This is a genomic window from Chryseobacterium camelliae (assembly GCF_002770595.1).
In the GTDB taxonomy this organism is placed as follows: domain Bacteria; phylum Bacteroidota; class Bacteroidia; order Flavobacteriales; family Weeksellaceae; genus Chryseobacterium; species Chryseobacterium camelliae.
This window is the reverse complement of record NZ_CP022986.1, coordinates 1,291,360-1,307,320: the sequence shown is the minus strand read 5'-3', so window position 1 is coordinate 1,307,320 and position 15,961 is coordinate 1,291,360. Positions and strand designations below refer to the sequence as shown.

Sequence of the window (15,961 nt, the reverse complement as noted above, 5' to 3'; positions counted from 1 at the left end):
TCTTCTGAAATCCGGGATCAATTACCTGTAATTGAAGATATCGACCATTGTAACGCCTGCCTGCTCTTTATTGACATTATTTTTAAAGGTTATCTTCATTTCTCTGTCGGAAGAAACTTGTATATGGACAGGAAGAGGCTGTTCCGTAATCCCTATCAGCGGTTTTTCATCTTCAACATTACCAAAATAGCGTGTAAAATCTGAAACCACCAGTGAATCTGTCAAGGTTTCAGGGACAAGAAATCTGATGCCCGATTCCATTACAGGGCCGAATTGATTATTTTTATAATAATGAATTACAATATCCTGCCTGCTCTGCTCTTGTGTGGAATCATACATGACCAATGGCAACTGGCTCGCATATTTTTTATTGATTGACCTAAGCTCTGCCTCGCTGAACTTTGCATCGGGAAGCTTTACCAAGGCATCTAAATAGGCCAGGAATATTTGGGCCCGGCTGCTTTTGATTTCCTTGACTTCCGGATAGGCAGTTCTGTTTCCCTGGCTTTGGGCATGATCTCCCTTGCAGCTCAGAAAACAGCTGAATATAAAAGCGGATACTGTATAATAAAGGACTTTCAAGGTAATAGGGGAGTTTCTCATTTGAAATTGATGTTAAATATAATGATGTATGCAGATTATTTTTTTTGATTAAGAAGATCCAGTAATTCATTCTTATCAATATCTAATACATCAGCATTGATGATCATGGAACGTGATGGATCATAGGTATGAACCAGTATTTTAGAATGTCTTCCACTTGACATCTGGACTGTTTTCGTTTTAACATAAGAGATCTCATTCCATCTTAAAATTTTAGGTTTAGAGATGTTGTTGCAGATTCCGAGGTGATCGATTTCCAGGGCAGATATATGGTTGAGGCTTTTTATGTAACGCCGGAGGTGCACCCAAAGATTAGCAGTAAGTGCCGCTATTGCTGCAAGCACAATGATTTTGACAATCAAATTCTTTACGGGCATCGATACATTGTTATTTAACATCATAATACAGCAAATGCCCAGCCCTGCAAGGTTCAATATGATGTTTGCTACAATCTCAGATCTTTTGAATTTGATTTTTATTGCCATCTGCAATTTAGTTTATCACCTAAATTAACGATTTTATCCTAATGCATACTATTAATGAGTTTTCCGAAGATCAGTCTTATTGTAATAGATAGAGGGAATATCATCCGAATATTATTATAAAAGAAAATAGTATGCAGGCAGGAAAATTATACATTTACCGGTTACTTCATTTCGCTTTAAACAATTACCTGTCGTGGGAAGACCATCTATCCTGATCTTTATAATGTCCTGAAGTGATAACAATTACCTTTCTGATAGGAATAAAATATTTAATTCTTTCCAGAAAATATTTTTATATTTATTGTACATACAATCAAAGATGAAAAATATAATGAACATTGCAAACGAATTCAATTCAAATTATGAAAAATTATGGAATGAATCTGACTTTAGTGGATTGTCCAACCTATATTCAGTGCATTCCATACTGGTTGGATACGATGTTGTTCAGAATCGGGAGAATATTATAAAAAATTTGAAACAGATTATTGATCAGGGCTGGACAAAAATTAAAATCCAGACCCAATTGGTATCCTCTATAGATCCGGATATAATTTTGGTTGCTAATATCTATGAAGCCTTCAATTCTAAAAACCCTGAACAGGATAGTATAAAAACAAAATCCAGCCATGTTTTAAAAAGAACTGGAGATGCCTGGCAGACGGTTATGCACTCTGCCTTTTAGAATCAGGAGATATTTGATTAATTTAAGATCAATGGATTTTTAGCTCTGAAGAGGAGCTGATTATTTTCAATGAATGGCGAACACATCTTCACGACCTATAAACAAGGAATTGAAAGTGTTTTAATTATTCATTGCTGTTCAGTAATCAATTAATTATTCACTCTTCTGATCTTTTTTTTCAAAACTCTCCAACTCTTTACTTACTTCTTCCAAAAGTTGTTTCTCCGTTGGTAAGTACAATTCATATTGGCTTGCAAAAATTTGTTTTTGTCCTTCCGGAAGGGTGAATTTCACAACGGCATCGTTTTTATTGGCACAAAGCAAAATTCCAATAGTTGGATTTTCGTGTGACAGTTTTTCTATTCGGTCGTAATAATTGACGTACATCTGCAATTGTCCAATATCCTGATGGGTAAGTTTGGTTGTTTTAATTTCGATGATCACAAAGCATTGTAAAATACGGTTGTAGAAAACTAAATCTACAAAAAATTCGTCACCCTCAATATGTATTCTTTTCTGTCTTGCTATAAATGAAAAGCCATTACCTAACTCTAATAAAAAATCCTGCAAGTGCGTAATGATGGCACTTTCCAAATCTCTCTCGTAGTAAGATGCTTCTCTTTTTAAACCAAGAAACTCCAAAAACATCGGGTCTTTTATAATTTCTTTGGCATCAGAAGGCTGCTTCTCATTCCTTGCCACTGCCAAAACATTTTCTTTATCATTACTCAACAGAAGCCGTTCGTATAGACTGCTGTAAATTTGTCGCTCCAACTGGCGAACAGTCCAATTATTTTTCACTGTTTCAGCAATATAAAAAGCTCTTTTATCCTGACTGTCAACACTTAATAATAGTTTATATTGACTCCAGCTCAATTGTGCATACAGTGTATGCACATTCTCAAATGTTCTGTAAAATTGGCGATAAAGGTTGATTTGTCTTGTAGAAAAGCCACTTCCAAACTCAGGTTGTAGTTGTTCTGAAAGATATTTAATAAGAAACTTACCATAATCTGCACGGTCTTTACCTTGCTGTTCTTCTTCAAAAATACGTTTGCCAATATGCCAATACATCAAAGTCCGTTGATGGTCAACAGCACGAATAGCACTGTCTTTTGAATTTGCAATAATGCTTTTTATATCGCTTATTATAGATTTGTTGACCAGCATTCTTCAGGTGTAGCATTTTTAATTGAGAGATGATAAAATTATAAAAAGAAAGCCATATAATCTCATTTTACCTCCCGAAAATCAAGTGCAAAAATTTCATAAATAATTTACATAATCACCTGATTATTGAACAAGTTAAAAGGTTAAATTATTTCCCGATACAGAAAGTTTCTTCTCCCTGATTACGGGGTGTTTAAAAAAAATAGTATCACAATTACATAAAACTAACTGCAATACTACTTATAATATAATAAATAGAAGTTTACTTATTCTTCAATTACGCGCACAGTATCTTTAGTAAAAGCGTTATTATTTACCAAATTAACTAACGTAGTTTTAAAGTTTCGCAATTCTCTATCTTCAAGCAACTGTTGTTGTTCACTTTTACCGATATGACCTTTTCTCATATACATTTCAATTGCTTTATCAATTCCTCCAATTGTTGTTGGCATATCGAATAAAACTAAAGTATCCCCACTATTTTCTTCATCGAATTGAATATAAATTGGATATGATCTACCATTAGTTTCAATCTTTGTTTCTTCAAATTTCATCTTTTTAAAGTATATTTTGGCTCTCTTTTTTATATCGGCATCAAGATCCTTTGGAACAACGATATTAAATTGAAAATCTTTATAAACCTTACCATTAATTTCTATTTTATCAGATCCGTGCAATGCATCACAAACCATAGAAACAAAATTTTCAAAATATCCAATAGCTAAAACAGTAGATGGCAATAATCCTAATTCACCTAAGGTAATTTTACTTTTTATTAATTTAATAATATTGTTAATTTCCTTATTTAAATCGTAATTAGAATCAAGAGGTCCTGTAATTTCAAATCTTGGAATTGTTATTCCCAAAAGATCAGAAGGGAGTTTCGCATCCTTTTCCTGTAATACAAAAGCTCTGTTTGTACCAAGCCTACCTAAAAACAAACCTAATTCGAAAACAACGTTATCTCTAACTGTTTCAAATATATCGTCTCTCGAAGCTGTGAAATCATCTTTTGTAGCTATCATTATCCCGAAGTCAAATAAACTGGCTTCATTTAATAGTGTTTCTAAAGTATTCTTGTTATTTTCGAAAATATTATCTGTCCAGACATATGGTTCAAATCCTGCTTCAAAAAACTTTTTCTTTGTATAATTTGCTACTTCTAATCCCTCTTTAGATGATCCTATAAATATTCTTGTTTTCATTATATTGCGTTTTTAAAATTGTAGTAAATTTCATTTAATAACTCTTTTAACTCCTTATTCAGCTGAATAACCTCACTGTATTTTTTTATTAAAAAATTCCCACTATTGTTATAAAATAGTTTCTCAGAACCATCAATACTTGTTAACGATGCCATATATCCAATATCATCACAAACTTTTTGTAATTGCTCCTGAATTACGAAAAGCAAGCCTACATAATGTAATGAATTATATTTATAAGTTTCGATATTATAACAGATAATATTTACTCCAAAAGATTTTAATTCATTATATTCATAATCCGAATCAAACATGAAGTTTTTTAAAAACCTTATCATCTTTTTGAGGCGACCATTTGTTTTTGTACTTTTTTCATTAATGCAATCTATTGTAAAGAACGGATGATCTGTCTTACCAGTTCCAATATTTTTTTCATATATTTTTATCCCTCTATACTTTTTCTCACGATAATTTTTAATAGAAAAGACATCATCTTCATAGCAAGCAATTACTGCCTCAACTGGTTTTTTCAGATTTTTGTTAAAGATTCGTACACATTTACTTTTACTAATATCACAATCATCATAATTTGCTTGTAAAGTTTTTTCTGTTTTAAGCCTATTATCTAATAGAACGTCATTTGAATTTCCACTAAATGATGGTGTGTTAATCAAATCTTGCACAATATTTTTTTGTGATGGAGATAATGAAAAACTACTCATCAAACTTTCTAATTCGGTTCTTGGAGGAACTCTATAAAATTTATCTGAAATAACTAACAAATCGATATCGCTATTAGCTTTGATATGAGTATTAGTCATTACAGATCCTTGAAACTCATACACAACATCCTCCAAACTTCTGCTAAGGTGAGTTTTGACATTATTTCCAGCCTGAATAATATCACTTGTAAATTTATTATCTACGGCTGACATTGCACTTCGTACATACATGTCAGGAGTATTAATATATGATAGTTTAGTTGAATCCATATCTTTTAAAGATTCATATAAATAGCTTCCCTCGGGATTATATCTATTTTTTAAACTTTCCAGTTTTTTCGAAAAATCTTCTCTCATTTTTTCTTTTTTTTAGAGATTATTATAAATTAATAAGTGCTTTTGGGTAAAAGGTAAGCACTAAACCTTTTCACATTAAAAATTACCTCTTTTTTTCTCTTTGACTTAAAGCACTTCCTGCAACTGATTTTGCTGCCTTAGAAGATGCTGGGTTTCTTAGAATTTTAGAGGCTTTCTTTGCTACTGATTTACTTGTAACTTTTCTGCTCATTGTTAATAAGATTTTGAATGATCCTCCTATATTACTGTAAAGAAGATTAACAGTGAAGCTATGGTCGTGCTATGTAAGCAAAGTATTGGATAAGTATTTAAACAACATTTAAACAGTATTTAAACGGATATTTAAATAAAAAATAGTATGTTTGCAAAACAAAGCAGGATATCTAGCAAAACTTCAAATGCCAGAATATCTCTTTGGTCTAAATAAAGAAGTCCCGCAACCCTGAGAAAGTTTTGGACTTCTTTTTTAATATCATTATTATTTTTCTATTACTCTCTGTATCATTTTAAATATTTTATCTTCCTTAATATCAAAAACGTCGAATATTATTGTGTTTTTGGTTCTATAATCTATACCCATATCATTTAATAAAGACTTTGCAGTAACATAATAATATTCACCTGCTTTAGCAATACTAAATGCTTCTCCATCATTTTCTTTACACATAACTATAAAAAGTTCTTCCTTTTCATTTATACCGAATTTACAGAATCTGTTACCCTCTATATTTAATAATTCAGCAGCTCCTCTTGAAAATCCCAATTTACCTGTTTTGTGAACAGTAATTTTAGCAATGGAAACATTTTCTTTAGGTTTTAAGAATTTTAACTCCATAATCGTTAGTATTAATGCAAATATAATTGTTTGTATTTTGCTATCCAAATATATTGATTTTAAAATTAAACTTTTTTATCCACAGTAGTTGTTTCATTAACAATTATTTTATTTTTATTTGTGCGTTTATTTGTGTGTTGAATTTTACATAAATTTTAAATTATTGATTAAAAGTAATTTATACCAAAGTCGTATTTTTGGTTTTACATAAATAAAAGTCCTCTTTTCAAAAGAAGACTTTTCCACAATCATGATAAAATCAACTGATTCTACAATTTTATTCTTTCTAATGATTACAAACTTGTATTTGTTTTAAAATGTCTTTTTACATACGTTCACTTTCAAAAAACACTACTTTATATTTTTTTCAATAATTTCCCACTGATAAATTTCATCTGGAAATATTTTCTCCTCTACATACAATACTATTTTATTGTCTTTTCTTATTCCTATGAAAATTACTTGTGCTGTTGGATCTATTGCTACAATATAATTATCTTTATTGTTAAATCCTTTTTCCCTAACAACTTTCAGTTCTTTAAGTTTTACATCTGTTTAAAATTGTTCTTCTGATTTTCGGAATTTGTCCTCCTTAACTTTCTTCTTATAATCCTTTTGATTACATCTGAGTACAATACTTTGTAGAGAATGTTTTAGCGATGAATTTTTCTTTACAGAAGATACAAATCTTCTCAATTTTAATGTTACTGCTCATTTGATACTTTCCGATTTTCTATATGTTAATAATCTCTCCCTATATTTAGCGGTATTTGCGTGTATCTACGATTATTTACCGTTTAAATTTCTCTTAGAGTATCTTAAAATTCATTTTTTTAGAGATTAAAAACAACTGAGTATCACATTTAGTGGTATAAAATATGTCAGCAAATGTCAGAAAATGTCACTTAACACTTTCTGTTTTTCCTTTATTAATGCGGGTTGTATTGTTGTATTATGATGCTTAGAAAATGGCGATTATTTCCCAATACAAAACTTAGAAAAAATATTCCCCAGCACCTCATCATTCGTGACTTCCCCGGATATCTCTCCCAGATGCTCTAAGGCGTTTCTAAGCTCATAGGCCAGTAATTCGGTGGAAATGCGGAAGGTGATGGCTTCTTTCACCTTATGAACGGCTTCCATAGATTTGCGGAGGGCTTCGTAATGACGCTGGTTGGTAATGACTATATTGCTTTCCTGTGACTTCAACTGTTCCACGTAAGAGGAAAGCTCATTTTTCAGGTCTTGGATATTCTGGTTTTCTACTGCGGATATTTTTATGAAATCAAACTCCTGAGGAATGGCCTCACGGAAAATGCTTTCTGCCTTTTCGTATTGTGCAGGGAAGACTTCATCGATTTTTGTTGCGCAGATAATGAGTTTGAGATCTTCACGAACCAACGAGCGGATCATTTCGATATCTTCTGAAAAATCTTCCGTTCCCGCATCGGCAAGGTAAATCAGCACATTGGCATTGGCGACCTTTTCACGGGCCTTTTTCACACCGATGGCCTCGATTTCATCCACCGTTTCACGCAGTCCTGCCGTATCGATCAGACGGAATGCATGCCCTTTAATATGCAGTACTTCCTCAATCGTATCCCGGGTGGTGCCGGCAATATTGCTTACAATTGCTCGTTCTTCCTTCAGCAAAGCATTTAGCAGGGTGGATTTTCCGGCGTTCGGTTTCCCGATGATCGCTACGGCGGTTCCGTTCTTAATGGCATTTCCATACTGGAAACTGTCAATCAGCGAATGCAGCTTGGATTCAATCTTATCCAGCAGCAGGTTCAGGGCAGAGCGGTCGGCAAACTCCACATCTTCTTCCGCAAAATCGAGCTCGAGTTCGATCAGGGAAACAAAATTCAGCAGGTCGGTCCTCAAAACTGATATTTCATTGGTGATGCCCCCTTTCAGCTGGCTGATGGCCACTTTCCGGGATGCTTCGTTTTCAGAAGCAATGACATCGGCGATAGCTTCCGCCTGCGAAAGGTCGATACGGCCGTTGATAAAAGCGCGCAGGGTAAATTCCCCGGCTTTCGCCATGCGGGCTCCGTTTTTAATCAGGGTTTCAAGAATACGTTTTCCAATGTGCGGCGAACCGTGGAATGCGATTTCCACAGAGTTTTCCGTGGTAAAGCTTTTCGGTGCCAGAAAAATGGACAGCATCACCTCATCAATAGATTCCTCTCCATCCATGAAATAACCATAATGCAGCGTATGGGATTTCTGCTTTTCAAGGTTCTTTCCGGGGAAACTTTTCTGGACTACCGGAAGCGCTTCCTGTCCGGAAACACGGATAATCCCGAGGGCTCCTATTCCATTGGCGGTGGCCAGTGCACAAATGGTATCGTTATTCATGCTGCAAAGTTAAGGTATTCATGCCAAATGAGGATAGGGTTTTTAAAGGGGAATGTTTGTAATGGGAGGGTTTTAGGGTGGGAGTGTATTAGGGTTTAAACTGTACGGGAGCTTCTCCATCTTTGATAGTATGGATGTGGAATATTGATACTGCTATTTGAGGTTTCGGCAGATTTCGCTCAAAAGCATTCTTATGAGTAAAAATGGAGTTCCCCTTTATTTAAAATAGACGCCAATTTAGCAATGATATTGCCCAAAGATTTTGATTGAATCAGATAAATTATCATTACGATCATGCAGATAAGCGTGCTGTTATTGAGGCTCATTGTCCGTTTTTGCCCTTGATTCAATATATTATAGATTAAACTTAATGATTAATATATTTGTTTTCACGTAACGATGTATGCAAAATCCGAAATGCAAGAAAAGTGTTTCCAGCAGGGCAATGCTGATCTGTGAAGAATAAACAAAGCCTTCTACAGGTCTGGTGAAAATAAAGCTGAGGTGAGTAAACACCTTTGGATGAAAATTTTAGTCTGGCGTTATGCCATCAATCGGATACACATGGCTGTAATAACGGATATGCTATGTGGAGAATTCGAAGGTGGAAATAAGATGGCAGTAAAAATTTATATTTTATTCCCAGTCAGGGCACTGAATTTATTCCCCAGTTTATCTTTATAATAATTATCTTCTTTTTTGAAGCTGGCCGCATCTACGCCTTTCAGCAACTGGTTACGGTAGTATACATTCCTTGCATCTTTGCCGAAATCACGGCCGATCAGGGTAAATGTTTTTGCATCAGCACCCGGAATGACTTCCTGATCATAGTAGATATTGTTCTTGTCTTTTGCATAATAGTTGGAAGGGTAGGTGTCATTCTTATCCGTAAAAGTAAGCAGCTGAAAAGAAGGTGCGTCAACATCAGTATATTTGAAATTTTTACCCCGGACCAGTATGGTTTCATCATTGATGCAAAGCGTATTGTCATCAAGCAGCCGTAAAGTACGTATCCCATCGAATGACTTGGTTGCAACATCCGAAGCCTGCTGAAAAGAAGGATAATAAATGGTGTTTCCGATTCTCATGTAATAGGTATTGATGGCTTCGGCTTTTCCCGGATTAGGCATGACCGACTTAAACTTGCCCAGATCAGGAATGGTATACACAGAATCTTTATCTGTCATAAAAAAGGGATTGACGAAGGCAAATGTTTTCCGGTCCGCATGAACCATATCATGGGAATAGAAATAATGGTCTTTATCCCTGGCCCAGTTGACATGTTGGTCTACCGGTTCGTAAGTCTTGGGATCTGCGCCTTCAATAATTTTAAAGCCTAAAGCCATGTCAGTGTAATAGGCATGAAAACGGTCTTTAGGGATCTGGTTGTCAACATAGAAAGAATTGCGGTCTACCTGCTTTTGTTTCATAGCACGAAAATAAACGGCATCCTTATCCCGGGCGATATCCTCTGCCAGCACTTCAAACGATTTCGCATCCGCTTCCGGCATCGGCGATATGCCTAAACTGAACCAGTTGCCGTTCATACAGTAGGAAATCTGCTTTTTTGAGTCGATAAAATAGGAGCGTGATTTCTGTTCGTTAACCAGTTCACCGATATTCCGGCATGAAGTACAGACGCTGAGCATACTAAAAGCCAGAAGGAAAGCATATGTTTTCATTGACATGAGATTAAAGTGATGATACAGTCTTTATGATACTAAGATAGAGAATTTTGCCGTATTGTTAATAGGGATTTTAGCTCGTTTTCATGGTTCGTTGTTTTTTCAACCTTTAAGTAATATTACATTGATAGCAATTGCCGGAATTGTTATCTATTTTAATGTTTCATCTATTATTGATGTGAATGTTATAAACGTTCATCCTCAGCAGATCAGCAGCAGCCTGTATTCACCGTCATTTTCTACAGGGGCCCGGTGGACACAGGGTAACACCTGTTGCTGCGGATGGTCTACTGCGAGGCGCCAGAGGTGTCCGGTCCCGAGATTGACCGGCTGTGCATCAGGTTTGGGCTGATAATGAAGATCGAAGAAACATTCTTTCAGGAATGCTTCAAAGTCAGCTTCCGGGCCGTCGTGCAGTGATTTAAGCTGTTCACGGATTTCAGGGATGAGGATTTTTTGGGTTACCTGGTCATTCGGTAGGATGTCGCTGGCAGCTCCGTGATACGTACACAGAAAAGTATCAGTCATGATGGGAGAACGGTCGACATGGTAGGAATAGACATCGGTTGGGAAAAAATCCAGTTCTTCATCCCGTTCATAGCATTTGAGCAGGTTCAGGGAAGGCTGCGCCCCGAAGTCCTGCAACAGCTTCAGGTCATTCAGGATAATTTCCCTTGCTGCATTACCCTGTTCCGAAAGGTGCAGGCTCAGCAAATCTTCAGCAGAAATTTCTGTGATATTTTCTTCCAGCCGGAGTTTGGACACCACCTCTTTAAAATCACCGGTTACCTTCCGTTGCCAGCACAGCGCATTCATACTGCCCGTGAATTGCGTACGGATCAGTTCGGTAAAGCTTAAAACGGTTCCTATTTGAGGATTTTCAGAAAAGGTGTAGTTCATAATATCAGGGTTGCCGGTGAACATTGGATATACAAAAATAACGAACAAAATGAAAACTTTGCAGAATTAAAAAGCATAAGTTCGAGCCGGTCCGTAACGGGTTGTTTTTTACCCTTCAACCATCAAGTGTTGTGCGGCATCACCATTAGGGCAGTTCCTGTACATAAATGGTTTTACGTAAACCCGTATTAAAGTCTCCCTAATTTTTTCTACATTAGAAGCTCCATAATCATAAACTATGAAAGACGTTATATTTCCCAAGCTGGAAGCAGCCAGAAAAGAGCTGCTGGATCTTGGGATGCGCAACACATTATTAAACTATAAAATTCCCAAGGCAAGAGGACTGCATATTGTCCAGGAACAGTCGGTTTCCATCTATGATATCCTGGTAAGGCAGAACAAAGCCATGACATTTTTGGGTAGGCCCGGAAAGAAGGATGATGACGAGCTTTTTGAACTGCCGCCATTGTCTGATACCGAACTGCAGGAAGCATACAAAGATACCCGCCTGCAGACGGATGAATCCGAACAGAAGCTTCAGTCTAAAATTCTGAATACCTATTACGCTGCCAGAACAAGCATTGAAGAGCAGGGAGTGAATACCCTGTTTTTATCTTTAGGAATGCTCAGCTGGTTTGAAAAAGGAAATAACGATGACGTACGAATGGCTCCTCTGATCCTGGTTCCGGTAGCCCTTGAACGTTCCAGTGCCAGCGAAAGGTTCCGCCTGCGGTATACCGGCGGTGAAATAGGAGCTAATTTATCGCTTCAGGCCAAAATGATGGCAGATTTCAATCTCACCATTCCTGATCTTCCGGGCGAGGAAGACCTCGATATTGCAGCCTATTTCAATGACATTGAGAAGCATATTGCCCACCTGGAAAACTGGACGGTTGACCATAACCGTATTGAGCTGGGGTTCTTCTCTTTCGGGAAATTCATGATTTACCATGACCTCGACAGTGACGAGTGGCCGGAGCATAAAAAGCCTTTTGACCATCCCATTCTTCAGTCTCTTTTCGGAAACGGGTTTACCGAACCACAGCCTTCCGTAGGAGAAGAACATCAGCTGGATGAAGAAACGGAGGCGGATCAGCTTTTACAGGTAGTAGATGCGGACAGCTCACAGGTCATTGCCATGCTCGCGGTGCATGAAGGGCGGAATATGGTGATCCAGGGACCTCCGGGTACCGGGAAATCACAAACCATTACCAATCTGATTGCCAATGCAGTAGGCAATGGTAAAAAAGTCCTTTTTGTCGCTGAAAAAATGGCCGCCCTTGAAGTAGTGAAGCGAAGATTGGACAGTATAGGGCTGGGAGAAGCCTGCCTGGAACTCCACAGCAACAAAGCAAACAAACGGGAACTCCATGCAGAATTAAAACGGATCCTTGAATTGGGCAGGCCTACCGTAGCCCATCTTGAAGATGAAATCCGGCTATTGGAACCTATTGTCCATGAGCTGAATGCCTATACTGCTGAAATTAACCGTCCGATTGAAAAAAGCGGTTTGTCAGTGCATGACCTTATAGGGAACATGCTGAAAATAAATACTGAAAATCCAGGCTATAAATTTCCAAAGGTTTCCATCCCTGACCTGTCAACATTCGACTCCGCACGGGTGCAGGACATTGAGCAGGCTGCAGAGCAGGTCCAGGCCAGGCTTACCAAGATCGGTCCGCCTGAGAAATTGCTTTTTTACGGCAGCCGTTTAACCATTTTCCTTCCCAAAGATGAAGAATTGGCGGCGGAGCTCCTGTCAGAATCTGTTCTTACTACAGAAAACCTTATCCATTCCTTAAAGACACTCAGTGAATACATGGATTTTCCGGAGCCTGTTGACGGAACGGAAATCAAAAAGCTTCTGAATACCGCAGAATGGGCAGCGAAAAATCCGGGAACCGCCTCAATGCCGGTAGCAGATCCGGCATGGCTGAATAATCAGAATGATATTGCAGACCTGTTGGAAACCATCAGCAAATTAGCCCGGATCCACAGCACTTATGACCCTGTATTTATTCCGGAAGCCTGGTCACAGGATGTACTGGACATCAGGCAGAACATCATGGAACATGGGAAGAAATGGTATAAATTCATTATCGGGGACTATAAAAAGAGCGTCAAAAAACTGGCCTCTTTTTTACAGGGCGCAATGCCGGACGATGCAGAGAAAAAGCTGGATCTGGTCAATGCTTTAATGGAAGGAAAGAGATTGTCCTCTGCTTTGCTTGCCTATGATGCATTGGGAAGCAGGCTCTTCGGACAGAACTGGAACGGGCATAAATCCGATCCGGAAAATTTAAAGGAAAAAGCAGCTTATGTACAGGATATCCATACCCATCTAAGGCAGGGAGATATCGATCCGGCAATTTTCGAACTGCTGGAAAAGAATAAAAATACAGAGACGATGAGGTCCTTAGCTGTTGATGCAGGCAGCCTGTTCGATGAACAGCAGAAAATGTTCCGGTCATTGTTCAGACATTTGGATTTTGACGGAAACGGGATTGATCAATTCAGACTGTCTGCGCAGGTTACCGTACTGAGTCAATGGAAAGAGCAGCTGCCTGAAATCCATAAGATCGTATCATGGAACGTGCTGAAAGAAGAAGTTGAAAAGCAGGGTACCGGATTTCTGATCAAAGCTGCTGAAGGCTGGGGTGATGCAGGAATCCATCTGAAGACCGCATTCCGGAAAACATGGTATGAGCACCTTTTGGAACAGGCTATGCTGAACAGTCCGGAACTGAGGAAATTCGAACGGTCTACCCATGAGGAAACCATTGCCAGGTTCAGGAGGATTGATGTGCTTAAACAGTATTACAACAGGGCTAAGGTGGCTTTAAAACATTGGGAAGGCGTTCCGAAACAGGACGGCGGCGGGCAGGTCAACATCCTGAAAAGCGAGTTCAACAGAAAAGCGCGCCACATGCCGATACGCAGGCTCATGCAGGAAGCAGGACTGGCGATCCAGGCCATAAAGCCGGTGATCATGATGAGCCCGATGTCGATTGCTAATTTCCTGCCTCCGGACAGCATCGATTTTGACCTGGTGATCTTTGATGAAGCCAGCCAGGTAAGGCCTGTTGATGCGCTGGGTGCTATTGCCAGGGGGAAACAGATCGTGGTCGTGGGAGATACCCGGCAGATGCCGCCCACCAGTTTCTTTGATAAGCTGAATACGGATACGGAAGACGAAGAGAATGTAACGGCAGATATGCAGAGCATCCTCGGCATGTGTGATGCGCAGGGTGCTCCTCAGCGTATGTTGCGGTGGCATTACCGAAGCAGGCACGAATCCCTCATCAGCCTTTCCAATCAGGAGTTTTATGAAAACAGGCTGATCATTTTCCCGAGCCCGGGATCAAAAAACAGGCTTGGCTTGGCTTTTAACCATTTGCCGGATACGTATTATGATAAAGGAAAAACACGGACCAATCCTAAGGAAGCTGAAAAAGTGGCCGATGCTGTGATTCAGCATGCCCTTACCAATCCTAAGCTGAGTCTCGGGGTCGTGGCATTCAGTACATCCCAGATGCAGGCCATACAGAATGCCATAGAGATTCGGAGGAGGAAAAATCCTGAGGTGGAAAGCTATTTCAGTAGTCATGCAGACGAACCTTTCTTTGTTAAAAACCTTGAAAATGTGCAGGGCGATGAAAGGGATGTTATCTTCATCAGTATTGGTTACGGAAGGACCGAAGACGGAAAAGTGCCGATGAGCTTTGGCCCTCTGAATAATGAAGGAGGGGAGCGCAGGCTGAATGTACTGATTACCCGGGCCAAAAGCCGCTGTGAGGTATTCACCAATATCACGGCAGCAGATATGGTGATCGGCCCGAATGCCAAATTCGGGATCAGGGCGTTGAAGAACTTCCTTTATTTCGCGGAGAATGGCAAGTTCGAAAGCCATAAGGATGAGCAGCCGTACCAGCCTCAGCCTTTTGAGAACATTGTTGCGGAAACGTTACGCAAAGAAGGATACATCGTCCGTGAAAAAGTGGGTTCTGAAGGGTTTTACATAGACCTGGCAATAGCAGATCCGGACCATCCGGGCAGATACCTGCTGGGCATCAGCTGCGACGGCAGGTCCTATCAGAATGCCCAATCGGCCCGTGACCGTGACCGGTTGAGAAATGCTGTGCTGGAAGGCATGGGGTGGAATATCCTGTCGGTATGGAGCCTGGACTGGTTCAGGAACCCGGCAGGAGAATTAAAGCTGATTAAAGACGCTGTTGAGAAGGCCAAAACACAGGCGGAACATAATGACAGCATGGAAGAAGAACTGATGGCAGAACTTAAAAACCTGGTGCGTGAAGAGCCTGTGGAAGAAAATCCTGAAATTTTTCCCTTCTATGAGCTGGCTGTACTGCCGGCGGAAATTGCAGGTCAGGAGCTCCACCTGTATCCTGTAGGAAAACTCAGCAGCTGGATCTGTGAAGTGGTAAAAGCAGAAAGTCCCGTTCATTTTGAAGAGGTGGCCAGGAGGATCACGGAAGCTAACGGGATTTCAAAGATAGGAAGCCGTATCCGTTCTTCTTTAGCCGGTGCGGCGGATTATGCCGTTGAACATGGAGCATTGCTCAGGAAAGGGGATTTTTTATGGGATCCGGAAAAAGAGCTTGTCATCCGGAACAGGAGCATGCTTCCGTCCGGTTCGCGCAAAATAGCATTGGTTTCACCCGAAGAAATCAGCCTGGCCATTACAAAAGTCGTTTCGGATTCTGTGGCCATACAGCCGGATAATCTTGTTCCGCTGATCGTGAAGATGCTCGGCTTTTCAAGGGTTACGGAAGACATAAAAAAGGTTGTCCTTGAAACGGTGGAATACAGCAAAGAGCATAATGCCATCTATCAGGAAGGTCAGTTTCTGAAAGCCAGGGAAAATACTGATTAAGCGATACATTTCGCGGTAAAATCAGTTTGCAGTCCTGTCAGGGGACAGGCATACAATAC

12 protein-coding genes are annotated in these 15,961 nt (G+C 39.1%); 2 read left to right on the top strand and 10 right to left on the bottom strand.

Annotation, left to right across the window (positions count from 1 at the left end; all coding sequences use genetic code 11):
- Positions 1 to 21: 21 nt before the first annotated feature.
- The gene (locus tag CGB83_RS05870; RefSeq protein ID WP_100074971.1) at positions 22 to 603 is read right to left on the bottom strand and encodes a hypothetical protein; all 582 of its coding nucleotides are present in this window, start codon (positions 601 to 603) and stop codon (positions 22 to 24) included.
- A 35-nt stretch (positions 604 to 638) separates the two neighbouring features.
- Positions 639 to 1,088: a hypothetical protein gene (locus tag CGB83_RS05865; RefSeq protein ID WP_100074970.1), complete on the bottom strand. Its 450-nt coding sequence runs from the start codon at positions 1,086 to 1,088 to the stop codon at positions 639 to 641.
- Between the two features lie 319 nt (positions 1,089 to 1,407).
- Between CGB83_RS05865 and CGB83_RS05860 the strand changes: the two genes are divergently transcribed.
- Positions 1,408 to 1,773 carry a DUF4440 domain-containing protein gene (locus CGB83_RS05860; protein ID WP_100074969.1) on the top strand — a complete coding sequence of 122 codons (366 nt, stop codon included), beginning with the start codon at positions 1,408 to 1,410 and terminating at the stop codon, positions 1,771 to 1,773.
- A gap of 153 nt (positions 1,774 to 1,926) precedes the next feature.
- Here CGB83_RS05860 and CGB83_RS05855 read toward each other — a convergent pair whose 3' ends face one another.
- From CGB83_RS05855 to CGB83_RS05825, 8 genes are all read right to left on the bottom strand, one after another.
- On the bottom strand, positions 1,927 to 2,943 hold the full coding sequence (locus CGB83_RS05855) for a PDDEXK nuclease domain-containing protein (protein WP_100074968.1): 1,017 nt from the start codon (positions 2,941 to 2,943) through the stop codon (positions 1,927 to 1,929).
- Between the two features lie 266 nt (positions 2,944 to 3,209).
- Complete coding sequence (cap12, locus tag CGB83_RS05850) at positions 3,210 to 4,148, bottom strand: CBASS system CD-NTase-associated NAD(+) hydrolase Cap12 (protein WP_100074967.1); 939 nt, start codon at positions 4,146 to 4,148, stop codon at positions 3,210 to 3,212.
- Positions 4,148 to 5,227 carry a nucleotidyltransferase-like protein gene (locus CGB83_RS05845; RefSeq protein WP_100074966.1) on the bottom strand — a complete coding sequence of 360 codons (1,080 nt, stop codon included), beginning with the start codon at positions 5,225 to 5,227 and terminating at the stop codon, positions 4,148 to 4,150. Before CGB83_RS05845 ends, cap12 begins: the two co-directional genes overlap by 1 nt.
- An 82-nt stretch (positions 5,228 to 5,309) precedes the next feature.
- On the bottom strand, positions 5,310 to 5,438 hold the full coding sequence (locus tag CGB83_RS20590; RefSeq protein WP_257790672.1) for a hypothetical protein: 129 nt from the start codon (positions 5,436 to 5,438) through the stop codon (positions 5,310 to 5,312).
- Between the two features lie 267 nt (positions 5,439 to 5,705).
- Positions 5,706 to 6,062, bottom strand: coding sequence for a hypothetical protein (locus tag CGB83_RS05840; protein WP_100074965.1), 357 nt, complete (start codon positions 6,060 to 6,062; stop codon positions 5,706 to 5,708).
- A 975-nt stretch (positions 6,063 to 7,037) separates the two neighbouring features.
- Positions 7,038 to 8,423, bottom strand: coding sequence for a tRNA uridine-5-carboxymethylaminomethyl(34) synthesis GTPase MnmE (mnmE, locus tag CGB83_RS05835; protein ID WP_100074964.1), 1,386 nt, complete (start codon positions 8,421 to 8,423; stop codon positions 7,038 to 7,040).
- Positions 8,424 to 9,052: 629 nt separating this feature from the next.
- The gene (locus tag CGB83_RS05830; protein WP_100074963.1) at positions 9,053 to 10,105 is read right to left on the bottom strand and encodes a DKNYY domain-containing protein; all 1,053 of its coding nucleotides are present in this window, start codon (positions 10,103 to 10,105) and stop codon (positions 9,053 to 9,055) included.
- Positions 10,106 to 10,309: 204 nt separating this feature from the next.
- Positions 10,310 to 11,008 carry a DUF1826 domain-containing protein gene (locus CGB83_RS05825; RefSeq protein WP_100077511.1) on the bottom strand — a complete coding sequence of 233 codons (699 nt, stop codon included), beginning with the start codon at positions 11,006 to 11,008 and terminating at the stop codon, positions 10,310 to 10,312.
- A 238-nt stretch (positions 11,009 to 11,246) separates the two neighbouring features.
- On the opposite strand from CGB83_RS05825, the gene CGB83_RS05820 reads away from it, so the two are divergent.
- Positions 11,247 to 15,902, top strand: coding sequence for a DUF3320 domain-containing protein (locus CGB83_RS05820; RefSeq protein ID WP_100074962.1), 4,656 nt, complete (start codon positions 11,247 to 11,249; stop codon positions 15,900 to 15,902).
- The last annotated feature ends 59 nt before the right edge of the window (positions 15,903 to 15,961 follow it).

Coding starts and splice junctions, on each gene's coding strand:
- mnmE (WP_100074964.1), bottom strand. CDS start 8,423: ATGAATAACGATACCATTTGTGCACTGGCCACCGCCAATGGAATAGGA.
- CGB83_RS05870 (WP_100074971.1), bottom strand. CDS start 603: ATGAGAAACTCCCCTATTACCTTGAAAGTCCTTTATTATACAGTATCC.
- CGB83_RS05865 (WP_100074970.1), bottom strand. CDS start 1,088: ATGGCAATAAAAATCAAATTCAAAAGATCTGAGATTGTAGCAAACATC.
- CGB83_RS05820 (WP_100074962.1), top strand. CDS start 11,247: ATGAAAGACGTTATATTTCCCAAGCTGGAAGCAGCCAGAAAAGAGCTG.
- cap12 (WP_100074967.1), bottom strand. CDS start 4,148: ATGAAAACAAGAATATTTATAGGATCATCTAAAGAGGGATTAGAAGTA.
- CGB83_RS05840 (WP_100074965.1), bottom strand. CDS start 6,062: ATGGAGTTAAAATTCTTAAAACCTAAAGAAAATGTTTCCATTGCTAAA.
- CGB83_RS20590 (WP_257790672.1), bottom strand. CDS start 5,438: ATGAGCAGAAAAGTTACAAGTAAATCAGTAGCAAAGAAAGCCTCTAAA.
- CGB83_RS05845 (WP_100074966.1), bottom strand. CDS start 5,227: ATGAGAGAAGATTTTTCGAAAAAACTGGAAAGTTTAAAAAATAGATAT.
- CGB83_RS05855 (WP_100074968.1), bottom strand. CDS start 2,943: ATGCTGGTCAACAAATCTATAATAAGCGATATAAAAAGCATTATTGCA.
- CGB83_RS05830 (WP_100074963.1), bottom strand. CDS start 10,105: ATGAAAACATATGCTTTCCTTCTGGCTTTTAGTATGCTCAGCGTCTGT.
- CGB83_RS05860 (WP_100074969.1), top strand. CDS start 1,408: ATGAAAAATATAATGAACATTGCAAACGAATTCAATTCAAATTATGAA.
- CGB83_RS05825 (WP_100077511.1), bottom strand. CDS start 11,008: ATGAACTACACCTTTTCTGAAAATCCTCAAATAGGAACCGTTTTAAGC.